The following is an 11,871-nucleotide window of genomic DNA, read 5'->3' on the forward strand; positions in this document are numbered from 1 at the left end:
CACAAATAACTCGCGAATATATTACGGCCTCATAACATTTCCGCGTCTTCGAAACAAACGCCCAGGTCAAAGGGCGTTTATACCGTTAATGACCGCCCGGCGGCGCCGATCGCCTCCTGGGCGAATAGTTGATGCTTCATCCACTTCTGTACCGTCCAAACGCAGGTGGGCTACTGTTGGCGATCACTGCGTGCCGCGACGGGAGGGTGAAGGTGGCCGAGGGTCCTGACATCGAACGCCTGCTCAACTGGGGCGAGACTTCGGCTCCGCCCACCACCGGCCCGGTGGAGATCATCCGCCCCGCCGACGACGGCGCGGAAGCGGCGCAACCGTCCGCGGAGTCCGGCTTCTCCGGCATCACCGGCTACGAGGGCCCGATCGACCTGGCCACGGCCCCCGCGTCGTCCGCCCTCGGCGCCGACGCTTCCGGAACAGGCGGCGTCGCACCCGGCGGATCCCCCGCCGACGGCGCCAAGCAGGAGATCATCACGGACCCGTACGGCGAGGCCGGCCGCGGCGGCGCGGGAGCCGGTGACGGTACCGGTACAGGGGGGACGGCGAACGACGGCGGGACCGTGGATGACAGCGGGACCGTGAACGACGGCGGTACGGACGCGGACGACCCGCGCGGTTCCGGCGACGACTCCGGTGCCGACGGATCCGACACCCCGGACGGCGGCGCCGGGGTCCCCGAGGGCGAGGCTCACGACCCGGGCGACACCGGGGACGGCGGATCCGGCGACGAGCCCGGATACGTCGAGCCGAGCGGACCGGACGACGACGCCGCCGGATCCGGCGACGGAGGCGGCTCCGACGACCCGGACGGGCCGGACGGGGAGATCTACCCCGACGACCCGAACGGCGACGTGACCGAGGACCCGAATCCGCCGGCGGCCGACGGCCGGTCGGACTCCGGCGAGGGGGGCGGCTCCGGCGACCAGGGGAACCCCGGAGACTCCGGAAACCAGGGCGACCAGGGAAACCCCGGCGGCTCCGACGGTTCCGGGACGGGTGACCAGGGCGGCTCCGGAACGGGCGACACCGGCGGCCCGGGGACCGGTGACCAGGGCGGCTCCGGCACCGGTGACCAGGGCGGTCCGGGGGCCGGTGATCCGACCGTCCCCATCGAGCCCGGCACCCCGCAGACCCCGGGCGACCCCGGCACCGGGAACCCGGCCGACTCCTCCGCCCCTCCCACCCCGGAGAACCCGGCGGATCCCACGCTCCCGGGCCAGCCGGAGACCCCGAGCGCGGAGCTGCCGGGAGCCTCGCTGCCCGGCACGGGCGCCCCCGGCGCCGAGACTCCCGGATCCGGGACGCCGGGGGCGGAGACCCCGGCGGTGCCGGGCGGATCACCCGGCGGCGGGGACCCGGGCGGTGGCGGGATGCCCGGGGGCGGCCTGCCCGGAGGCGGCGCGGGGCCGGGTGGATCACCCGGCGGCGGTGCCGGCGGCCCGAACCTGGCAGAGCAGAAGAAGAAAGCCGCCGAGGAGCAGAAGAAGCAGGCGGCCCAGCAGCGCGAGCAGTACCTCGCCACGAACGGCGTGGGCGACCAATGGCGCAAGGCCGACACCGGCTCGCTGACCAAGCTCAGCGGCAGGCTCAAGGCCATCGGCGACGAGGGCGGAGAGGCCGCCACCGCCCACTCCAACGCCACCGGCATCGACCTGGGCGGCTTCCCCGGACTGGGCGTGCTCGGCCTGATGGGGCTCAACTCCGCGCACAACGGAACCCGCGACAACATGGTCAGATACCTGGAGTCGGCCAGGACGCACCTGAACACCACGATGAGCGGGCAGCTGAAAGAGGGATCGACGGTCATCAAGGCCGCCGAGGACGCCAACACACTCAAGGGAGCCTGAGCGGACATGGACGCCTACAGCGCTGGGACGGGCCTCTACACGACGGCGCTCGCCCTGTGCGTGGCCAGCGCCGCGATCCCCAACAGCCCGATGTTCACCTACGCCAGCCGGACGGCCGCGGCGGCGATCGGCGTCCTGTACTCCAGCCCGAGCGACATCCAGGGGTGCGGGGACGGGTGGAAGGGCCTGAACCCGCACATCGAAAACACGAAGGCCGCCATCGACAAGGCGGCGAAAGCCGTGTCGGACGACGAGTGGAAGAAGATGGGCCGCGAGGAGTTCGACGCGGCCTACAAGAAGTTCTGCGCCGAGCTGGACAAGTGCAAGCAGATGAACGACTCCGTCGGGGGCTGCATGGACGGAGCCGCGAAGATGTCGTACGCCGGGGCGATCGTCTCGACGCTCGGAGCCCAGGTCCTGTTCGGGCTCGCCCTCGCGGCGATGGCCGGGAAGTTCATCCCCGTCGTCGGGCAGGCCGTCTCCCTGGCGACCCAGACCGCCGGGATCACGTACGCCAACGCCTTCCAGATAGGCCTGAAGAACATGGCGAGGAAGAACCTCATGGTCCTGGGAACCGCCGCGACGATCGCCGTGATGGCCGGCCAGTTCTTCTCCCAGTCCACCCAGCAGAAACTGTCCACGGCGACGACCCCGACCAACGGCGACATCCCCGCCTTCGAGCAGGTGACGATCGAGGGCCTTCCCGTGTCCACCAAGGGGATGCCGGGGGCGTCCGGCATGCCCGGGGCATCGGGCATGCCGAAGATTCCGGGAATGCCGGAGGCCTGATCCGCCGCCCGCGCCCCGGAGCGGCACCGGTCCGGTCAGAGGTCCAGACGGCGGCGGATGCGGTCGAGCTCGCCCATGACGTCCTCGAACGTCCGGTTGTAGGCCGCCTCGGCGCTCTTGAGCTGCTGGAGCGCCGCATCCGGGTCCTGGACGAACCGCATCGGGTTGTCGTCCTCGCCGAACGCCTCGGCCATGGCGGCGTTGACCTGGTCCTGGAGGTCCCGCGTGGCGGCGTGCAGGACCTCCTTGATCCGCTCGGCCAGCTCGCCGGAGCTGAGCCGCATCGCCTTGGGGTGGAGCTGGAGCTCCTGCAACCCCTCGGCGGCGTACTCCACGATGACCAGGCCGTCCTCGTCCTGGGCGCGGCCGACCAGCGTCGCCAGGGACTTCTGGAGCTCTTCCATCCGGGCGAACTGGCTGTCGGCCCCATTCAGAAGCTTGTCAACATCAATGTTCGCGAAATCCCCGAACTCCGCCGTCATCGGTCGTCCCCTCTTGCCCCGCACTCACTCATCCGGACTGCTACAAAGGTCCGTTTCCGCGGAAAGCTAACCGCACCTGATCACACCTCCGCAATCCACTCGGCGACATTCCGCCCACGCCGCCGCTTCGCACCCGCCGCGGGAACCGCAGGCGTTCCCGGGAACGGAGGCGCTCCCGGGAACGGAGCCGCCCCGGTTCAGCCGGCCAGGCCGCGCACCCAGGCGTAGACGTCCAGTACGCCGAGGGCCAGTGGGAACAGCGTGATGATCAGCAGGATCTCCAGGATGTCCCCGGCCCGCCCCCAGAACGGGGACGGCTTGCCCTGACGCAGCCACAGCCCCATCCCCGCCGCGACCGCCGCCGCGCACATCAGCCCCATCACCGCGATGATCGCCGCCACCCCGCCCGCGCCGGCGACCCGGGCGAGCGCGAAGAAGACGAGGCCGGCGAGGCCCGCCGTGACCAGCCAGAGCCGCTGGCCGAGCCCACGGAAGACCCGCGAGCGCAGCAGCAGGGTCAGCGCCAGCGTCACCGTCGCCGTCATGGCGACCCAGTCGTTCACCAGCGCCAGGTAGAGCTCCGCCCCCAGGGCGACCATCCCGAGCCCGGCGACCATGCCGGTGGCGTAGGACTGCGCCCGGAGCGTGCGCTCCCGGACCGACGGCCCGTCGACCCGCTGGTTGTCGCCACGCAGTTCCTCGGCGTTGGTGGGCATCGAGGGCATCGGCATGCCGGCGGCCCGGAACGCCACCGTCGGGATCAGGGAGCTGAACGCCAGCAGCACCGTGAGCGTCACCGCGGCGACCCCGGCCGGGGAGGCGTCCGAGACCATCACGACGCCGGAGCTCACCGCCCCGGCCATCGCGGCGATGGCCGTGCCGAGGAACCCCTGCACGCCGTCGGAGATCGCGATCAACGCCACCGTCGCCACGAGGCCGACGGTGGCGAACGCGGCGAGCAGGTGTGCCGCCCCCAGCCCGGTCAGCCCGCCGTTCCCGGCGGGCGCCAGCAGCCCGGCGATGAAGCCGTACGGCAGGGCCGCGTGGCCGACCAGCGCGCCCGCGAAGGAGTCGCCCACCACCCGGGACACCAGGGCCCCGGCCACGACCAGCAGCAGGGCGATCACCCCGGCGACCACGGCGGAGGCCGTCCACGGCGGTCCGGCGAACACCAGCGTCACCGCCCCGGCGGCCAGCAGGGCCAGGGCCGAGCTCACCCCGGCCAGGCGGGTGTGCGAGGAGGTCCAGTTGCCGGCGCTCTCCTTGACGCCGGTGGCGACCACGTCGGCCACGTCGTCGAACATGGCGGGGGGCGCCGCGGCCTCGCGCGGCCGCAGGTAGAGCACCTCGCCGTCGAGCACGCCGAGCGCCCCCAGGCTCTGGGCGACGTCGAGGGGCGGTCCGCCGGGGCGCTGGAGCACCCACCCGGGGGCCGCCGCCGCCTCTCCCCCGATCTCGCCCATCGCGCGCAGCAGGCCGGGCAGCACGTGCGGGAGCGGGATGTCGGCGGGCAGCGCCAGGTCGGCCTTCTTGCGGGGTCCGACGATCGTGACGTGGCACAGGGCGGGGAGCGGCGCGGCGAACTGGGCGAGCGCGCCCTGCGGCGCCGGGATCGGGACGGGCGGCTGGGCCAGCGACCTCACAGTTGTCCTCCTTTTCCCACATCCATCACGGACATCAGGGATATGCCGGATACGGTAGCGCTGAGAAGAGGGATCATGTGCGATGGCCGTACCCGAACGGCGCCGGACGGACGGCGCCGCGGACGGCGAGGAACGACCAGGAAGGCATCCGCAGGGTGAGCATCGTCGTCGTACGGCGCCCCGAGCGCCGGCCCCCGCCCAAGCCACCGCGCGGCGAGATCCTGCTCGAATCCCCGCCCGAGGTCCCCGAGGTGCAGTCGCAGGGCATGATGGCCGTGCTGACCTACCTTCCGATGGTGGCGGGCGCGGCCGCGATGGGCCTGATGTTCACCGCGGGCGGCAACGCCAACCCGATCATGTACGTGGCCAGCGGCCTGTTCGGCGTCTCCATGCTCGGCATGACGATGGGGCAGCTCGGCCGCCAGTCCGGGGAACGCCGGCAGCGGCTGAACGGCCTGCGCCGCGACTACTTCCGCTATCTGTCGCAGATCCGCAAGCGGGCGCGGCGGGCGGCGGTCCAGCAGCGCGAGGCGCTGGAGTGGAGCGGCCCCGACCCCGAGTCGCTGTGGTGGGTCGCGATGAGCCAGCGGCTGTGGGAGCGCCGCCCCCGCGACGACGACTTCGGCACCGTACGGCTCGGCACCGGCGTCCAGAAGCTCGCCATCCAGCTCGTCCCGCCGGACTCCCGGCCGGTCGAGGACCTGGACGCGCTGACCTCCGGCGCGCTGCGCAGGTTCGTCCGGGCGCACTCGACGGTCGCCGGGCTGCCCGTCGCGGTGGCCCTGCACTCCTTCGCCCGGATCAACCTCACCGGCGACCCGGTGGCCGTGCGCGAACTGGTGCGGGCGATGATCGCGCAGATCACCGTGTTCCACTCCCCCGACGACATGCGGATCATGGTGTGCGCGAGCAAGGAGTGGATGGCCCAGTGGGACTGGGTCAAGTGGCTGCCGCACGCCCTGCACCCGGAGGAGACCGACGCCGCCGGCCCGGTGCGGCTCATGGCCGAGAACCTCGCCGAGCTGGACCGGCTCGTCGGCGGGGAGCTGAAGGAGCGGGCGCGGTTCCGGCCCGGCGCCTCCGCCGACGCCCTGCCGTACCACGTGCTGATCCTGGACGGCGGGCACGTGCCGCACGACTCCCAGCTCGGCACCGACGCCATCCAGGGCGTCACCGTGATCGACCTGTCGGGGTCGGCGGGGGTGATCGAGGAGAAGAGCACGCTGCGGCTGGACGTCCAGCCGGACGGCTTCCACATGATCAAGGTGGACCACGCGGGCAAACGCAGCTCGACCCGGCTCGGCGACCCCGACCGGCTGGACTTCCTGCGGACCGAGGGCCTGGCCCGGCAGCTCGCACCGCTGCGCGCGTCCACCTCCAAGGGAGGCGGGGAGGCCCAGGACGTCCTGGCGGTCAACACCTCGCTGACCGACCTGCTCGGCGTCGGCGACCCGGCACGACTCGACGCGGGGGTGACCTGGCGTCCCAGGGCCGGGCGCAACCGGCTGCGGGTGCCGATCGGCCTCGGCGTGGACGGCCGGCTGGTCGAGCTGGACATCAAGGAGTCGGCGCAGGGCGGGATGGGGCCGCACGGCCTGGTCATCGGCGCCACCGGCTCGGGCAAGAGCGAGCTGCTGCGCACCCTGGTCCTCGGCCTGGCGATCACCCACTCCTCGGAGATCCTGAACTTCGTCCTGGTCGACTTCAAGGGCGGCGCGACCTTCCTGGGCCTGGACACGCTCTCCCACGTCTCGGCGGTCATCACCAACCTGGAGGACGAGCTCCCCCTGGTCGACCGCATGTACGACGCCCTGCACGGCGAGATGATCCGCCGCCAGGAGCTGCTGCGCGCGGCCGGCAACTACGCCTCCCTGCGCGACTACGAGCGCGCCCGCGAGCAGGGCGCCGACCTGCGCCCGATGCCCACGCTGTTCGTCGTGATCGACGAGTTCAGCGAGCTGCTGACCGCCAAGCCGGAGTTCATCGAGCTGTTCGTGATGATCGGCCGGCTCGGCCGGTCGCTCGGCGTGCACCTGCTGCTGGCCTCCCAGCGCCTGGAGGAGGGCCGGCTGCGCGGCCTGGACACCCACCTGTCCTACCGGGTGGGCCTGCGGACCTTCTCGGCGATGGAGAGCCGGGTCGTGCTGGGCGTCGCCGACGCCTACGAGCTGCCGCCCGCGCCGGGCAACGGCTACCTGAAGTTCGACACCACCGGGATGACCCGGTTCAAGGCCGCCTACGTGTCGGGCGCCTACCAGGCCGACCCCCACCGCGCGGCCTCCGCGGACGGCGGCGCGGCGCCGTGGGAGATCGTGGAGTACGGGCCGGAGTTCGCGCCGGTGCCGGTCCCGGCCGAACCCCCCAAGAAGGAGCTGACCCCCGCGGAGAGCTCCCCCGCCAAGGGCAACTCCAGCAGCCTGCTGGACATCGTCGTCGAGCGGCTGAGGGGCCAGGGGCCGCCCGCCCACCGGATCTGGCTGCCCCCGCTGGCCGACGCGCCGACCCTCGCCCACCTGCTGCCGCCGCTGTCGGTCACTCCCGAGCTGGGCCTGACCACGACCGGGTGGGCGGGACGGGGGCAGCTGCACGCGGTCATCGGCATCATCGACAAGCCGTTCGAGCAGCGCAGCGACCCGTTCTGGCTGGACGTCTCCGGCGCGGCCGGGCACGTCGGCGTCGCCGGCGGCACCCAGAGCGGCAAGAGCACGATCCTGCGCACCTTCGTCACCAGCATGGCGCTCACGCACACCCCCCGCGAGGTGCAGTTCTACTGCCTGGACTTCGGCGGCGGCTCGCTCGGCTCGCTGGAGGGCCTGCCCCACGTGGGCGGCGTCGCCACCCGCCTGGACACCGACCGGGTCCGCCGTACGGTGGCCGAGGTCTCCACCCTGCTGGAGCAGCGGGAACGCGACTTCGCCGAGCAGGGCATCGACTCGATCGCCGTCTACCGGCGGCAGGTGGCCGACGGCACGATCGAGGGCGACCGGTTCGGTGACGTCTTCCTGGTGGTGGACGGCTGGCTGACCGTCCGGCAGGACTTCGAGTCGCTGGAGCCGGTCATCACCGACCTGGCCGCGCGCGGTCTCGGGTACGGCATCCACGTCGTGGCCGCCACCAACAAGTGGTCGGAGTTCCGGCCCGGCATCCGCGACCTGTTCGGCACCCGGGTGGAGCTGAAACTGGGCGACGCCTACGAGTCCGAGGTCAACCGCAAGGCGTCGCTGGCCGTGCCCGAGGGCACCCCGGGCCGCGGCCTCACCCGGGAGGGCCTGCACTTCCTGGGGGCGCTGCCGCGGATCGACGGCGTCCGCAAGGCCGACGACCTGACGGTCGGCGTGCGCGCCCTCGTCGACGCGGTCCGGGAGGCCTGGCAGGGCCTCCCCGCCCCCGGCGTGCGACTCCTGCCGCCGGTGCTGCCGTCCGAGACCCTGCCCGGCATCGAGCAGACCGGCCCCGGCCGGATCCCGATCGGCATCGACGAGGCGACCCTGTCGCCCGTCATGCTCGACTTCGACACCGACCCGCACTTCATCGTGGTCGGCGACACTGAGAGCGGGAAGTCCAACCTGCTGCGTCTGATCACCGAGGGCCTGGTCGCCCGGCGCACGCCGCGCGAGGCCATGATGATCGTGATCGACTACCGGCGGACCCTGCTGGACTCGGCCGCCACCGAGCACCGCATCGGCTACGCCGCCTCCAGCGCGGCGGCGGCCGGCCTGATCGGCGACGCGCGCGCCGCGCTGCTCAAACGGCTCCCCCCGGCCGACCTGACGCCCGAGCAGCTCCGCAGCAGGAGCTGGTGGCAGGGTTCGGACCTGTACATCGTCGTCGACGACTACGATCTCGTCGCGACCTCGTCCAACCCGCTGCAGCCGCTGGCGGAGCTGCTGCCCCAGGCCCGCGACATCGGGTTGCACCTGATCGTGTCCCGCGCGATGGGCGGCATGGGACGGGCGATGTTCGACCCGATCGTCCAGCGGCTCAAGGACATGGCCAGCCCCGCGGTCGTCCTGTCGGGCAACAAGGACGAGGGCTTCCTGTTCGGCAACGTGCGCCCGCATCCGCTGCCGCCGGGCCGCGGCTACTACGTCGACCGCAAGTTCGGCGCGCGGCTGGTCCAGACGGCGTTCATGCCGCCGCAGGAGCCGGTGGAGGACTGACACGCGGGACCTCCGGGGGCCGTCTCCCCGAGCCGCGGGAGACGGCCCCGGAGGTGACCGGCCGTCGTGGGACGGCGGCGTCTCAGCCGGAGGGGCGGGGGTCGTCCGGCGGCCCCGCACCGAACCACGACCTGATCCGCTCCCATGTCGGGGGCGGGATCACGTCGTCGGGCAGCGGGCCCGGTTCGTTGAGGACGAGCTCGGCGAACCGGTCGGCGTCGAGCACGTGATGACCGATCCCCACCCTCCGCGGGTTCCCGTGGAGAACGAAGGACACTGCGCCGTCGACGTCGGGCATCGAGTGGAGGTCACACGTCGCGCGAGGAGGGGCGGGTGCCCGCTCCTTCGGCTCCCTCGTACGTCGCGGCGCCCGCGCTCAGCCGCTCCCGGACGCCCCCGATCTCGTCGATGTACGCGTCGAACGCCGTGAAGAGCCCGTCCATGATGCCGGGCAGCCGCTTCTCCAGTTCCGCGCCGTACTGGTCGTCGCCCAGCGGGGGGCTCTCCCGCAGGAACGCCTGCCACAGCTCATCCCGCCGCTCGCGCAGGAAGTCGCGCTCCTCGCCGTACTGCGACGCCCTGCGACGCAGGTCCGCCCACTCGGCGTAGTAGCCGTCACCGGACGCCGTCATCCACGGCCCTCCGGTTCCACGGGCGACAGCGTCACCGGCTGAGGGAGGAACGACTCGAAGCTCGCCCCCTCACCGAAGACCTCCTCGTACGGCAGGCCCTCCGGCAGGAACGGAGCCATGAGCTCCTTCGTCTGGTCGGCCACCGCACCCGTCGCCGCGCCGATCTGTTCCATGATCGCCCGGGCCAGCTCCGTGGGGGACAGCTTGCGGTAGACGCGGGGGTCGAGCGTGAGGTCCCGCACCTGGCCCCGCGGACCGACCGTCACCGACACCATTCCGTCGTCGGACCGCGCGGTCACGTTCAGCTCGTTGAGCTTGCCGTACGTCTCGCGGAGCTGCGTCGCCTGCCGGTTGTACTCCTCGGCGAGCTCTTCCATGGTCCTGCGGAACTCGTCGCTCATCCTCTTCACCTCCCGGGATCAGGGAAACCATACGCCACAGGAATCCCAACAGACCCAGACATACCATTCGCAGTCCGGCTAAATCGAGTAAAACCGTCATGCCTCTGGCCGGACCCGCTGCCGGGACGCCGCGGGACCGCGAGGACCGCGGCGGGACCTCGGGCTGGATCACATGCCGCCGGCGGACCGGAGCGCGGTCAGGAGTCCCCGTCCCCGCTCGGCGGCGGCGGCCCGCCGCATCTCGTCGAGGACGGCGAACTCCTCGGGTGTGAGGTCGGGGGAGACACTCAAGCTCCCCGCGGACGTCTCACTCATACGGGAGCCCTCATCGACGAACCGGGAATGAAGCGGTGACGGACCCATCCCGCCGGAACGCGGACGGCCGCCGTCAGGCCGGGCGGCGCTTCCCATGACACCGCCCCCGGAAGATCTATGTCCCCTATGATCGGCATTCGGTGGCTTTGTTCCTACACGGGAGGGGGGCCGGGCTCGGTGGCCGACGTCGACATCCATTTCCAGGCGCTCGATCAGTGCCGCACGACCGCGAGGACGCTGGCCGGGAAGTTCGAGGAGATCGGCGACAAGTACCCGGCCAAGACGGCCGACTCCTCCGTCTTCGGCAAGCTGACCGACTCCTCCGGTCTCGCCACAGCCCTCGACACGGTCGAGAAGACGCTCGACGACCAGCTCGGCCGCGTCGCCAAGAAGCTCAGGCTCGTGGAGCGGGCCCTCGACCAGGTGCAGGACAACGTGCGCGGCGCGAACCGGGCCGGAGGAGGTCGCTGATGGGCTCGGAACAGGTCCGCCAGCTCCCCGGCGGCGGCACACTGGCCGGCTACCTGGACCAGGTCAGCGGCGACCCCGAGGCGATCCGCGCCGTCGCGAAACGCTGGCGCGGCGCCAGCGGGAAGACGAACGAGCACCTCGGCGCCCTCGGCGCCGCCGTACGGAACGTGGACGACGCCTGGCAGGGCGCCTCCGCCGACGGCTTCGTCACCTACATGAGCAAGTACGGCAGAGCGGGCGAGGAGCTGGACATCGCGGTGTCGAGCTGCGCGAACTCCCTGGACGACGCCGCCGGCGCGCTGGAGGACGCGAAGGCGAAGATCGGCAGGATCGCCGACACGCTCCTGACCGACGTGTCCGCCTACCGCAGCAGCAGCCGCGGCGACACCCCGCGGGAAACCTCGGCGACCATCTCGCAGATGGCCTCCTCCGCCGCCGAGAAGGCCAAGCCCCACGTCGACGAGGCCGACAAAGCCGTCAGCAAGGCCATGAAGGAGATCAACAAGTACCTCGGCGAGCGGAAGATCACCTTCACCTCGATCGACGACCCCGGCGACCAGCCGTTCGTCCCCGGAGCCGGCCACACCGTGAACTGGGAGCGGACCGTCGGCTACCACCCCGCGGGAGGACCGGGCGGGGGCGGCCCCGGAGGCGGTTCCGGCGGCAACGGAGCCGGCGGCAACGGGTCCGGCGGTGGCTTCGGCGGCTACGGGCCCAGCGGCCCGCCCCCGCCCGGCGGCGGTCCCGCCCCCGAGGGCAGGGTCAAGGAGTGGATCGACCAGGCGATCGAGATCCTCAAGGAGCAGGGCGTCCCGGTCGGCAAGATGAACCCCAACGACATCTGGATGATCATTCAGCACGAGTCGGGCGGGAACCCGCACGCGATCAACAACTGGGACTCCAACGCGGCCGCCGGACATCCGTCCAAGGGGCTGATGCAGACCATCGACCCGACCTTCAACTCCTACAAGCTGCCGGGCCACGGCGACATCTACAACCCGGTGGACAACATCATCGCCGGGGTCCGCTACGCCATCAGCCGGTACGGGTCGGTCTCCAACGTGCCCGGCGTGGTCGGCAGCAAGACCGGCAGCGGCTACGTCGGCTACTGACCGC

General features: G+C 71.9%; 11 protein-coding genes. 5 read left to right on the forward strand and 6 right to left on the reverse strand.

Annotated elements, in window-relative coordinates; all coding sequences use genetic code 11:
- Positions 1-176: 176 nt before the first annotated feature.
- Entirely contained in the window at positions 177-1,862 is a 1,686-nt protein-coding gene (locus ACZ6W9_RS28990; RefSeq protein ID WP_470120573.1) for a hypothetical protein, read from the forward strand.
- 6 nt (positions 1,863-1,868) lie between these two features.
- Positions 1,869-2,651 carry a hypothetical protein gene (locus ACZ6W9_RS28995; RefSeq protein ID WP_389959706.1) on the forward strand — a complete coding sequence of 261 codons (783 nt, stop codon included), beginning with the start codon at positions 1,869-1,871 and terminating at the stop codon, positions 2,649-2,651.
- 35 nt (positions 2,652-2,686) lie between these two features.
- Here ACZ6W9_RS28995 and ACZ6W9_RS29000 read toward each other — a convergent pair whose 3' ends face one another.
- Complete coding sequence (locus ACZ6W9_RS29000) at positions 2,687-3,055, reverse strand: YbaB/EbfC family nucleoid-associated protein (RefSeq protein ID WP_389959703.1); 369 nt, start codon at positions 3,053-3,055, stop codon at positions 2,687-2,689.
- Between the two features lie 275 nt (positions 3,056-3,330).
- Positions 3,331-4,776, reverse strand: a complete 1,446-nt coding sequence (gene eccD, locus ACZ6W9_RS29005; protein ID WP_470120575.1) for a type VII secretion integral membrane protein EccD — start codon at positions 4,774-4,776, stop codon at positions 3,331-3,333.
- A gap of 155 nt (positions 4,777-4,931) precedes the next feature.
- Between eccD and eccCa the strand changes: the two genes are divergently transcribed.
- Positions 4,932-8,936 carry a type VII secretion protein EccCa gene (gene eccCa, locus ACZ6W9_RS29010; protein ID WP_389959697.1) on the forward strand — a complete coding sequence of 1,335 codons (4,005 nt, stop codon included), beginning with the start codon at positions 4,932-4,934 and terminating at the stop codon, positions 8,934-8,936.
- 82 nt (positions 8,937-9,018) lie between these two features.
- On the opposite strand, the gene ACZ6W9_RS29015 is transcribed toward eccCa, so the two are convergent.
- The 4 genes from ACZ6W9_RS29015 to ACZ6W9_RS29030 form a co-directional block, all read right to left on the reverse strand.
- Positions 9,019-9,180 carry a hypothetical protein gene (locus tag ACZ6W9_RS29015; RefSeq protein ID WP_470120578.1) on the reverse strand — a complete coding sequence of 54 codons (162 nt, stop codon included), beginning with the start codon at positions 9,178-9,180 and terminating at the stop codon, positions 9,019-9,021.
- A 64-nt stretch (positions 9,181-9,244) separates the two neighbouring features.
- Positions 9,245-9,568: a hypothetical protein gene (locus ACZ6W9_RS29020; RefSeq protein ID WP_389959691.1), complete on the reverse strand. Its 324-nt coding sequence runs from the start codon at positions 9,566-9,568 to the stop codon at positions 9,245-9,247.
- On the reverse strand, positions 9,565-9,969 hold the full coding sequence (locus ACZ6W9_RS29025) for a YbaB/EbfC family nucleoid-associated protein (protein WP_362939059.1): 405 nt from the start codon (positions 9,967-9,969) through the stop codon (positions 9,565-9,567). Before ACZ6W9_RS29025 ends, ACZ6W9_RS29020 begins: the two co-directional genes overlap by 4 nt.
- A 168-nt stretch (positions 9,970-10,137) precedes the next feature.
- Complete coding sequence (locus tag ACZ6W9_RS29030) at positions 10,138-10,284, reverse strand: hypothetical protein (protein ID WP_389959688.1); 147 nt, start codon at positions 10,282-10,284, stop codon at positions 10,138-10,140.
- Between the two features lie 177 nt (positions 10,285-10,461).
- Here ACZ6W9_RS29030 and ACZ6W9_RS29035 point away from each other — a divergent pair, with 177 nt between their 5' ends.
- On the forward strand, positions 10,462-10,755 hold the full coding sequence (locus tag ACZ6W9_RS29035) for a hypothetical protein (protein ID WP_389959685.1): 294 nt from the start codon (positions 10,462-10,464) through the stop codon (positions 10,753-10,755).
- A complete protein-coding gene (locus ACZ6W9_RS29040; protein WP_389959683.1) occupies positions 10,755-11,867 on the forward strand; it encodes a transglycosylase SLT domain-containing protein in 1,113 nt (370 codons plus the stop codon). Before ACZ6W9_RS29035 ends, ACZ6W9_RS29040 begins: the two co-directional genes overlap by 1 nt.
- The last annotated feature ends 4 nt before the right edge of the window (positions 11,868-11,871 follow it).

The organism is Streptosporangium sp. NPDC053982 (assembly GCF_055585205.1).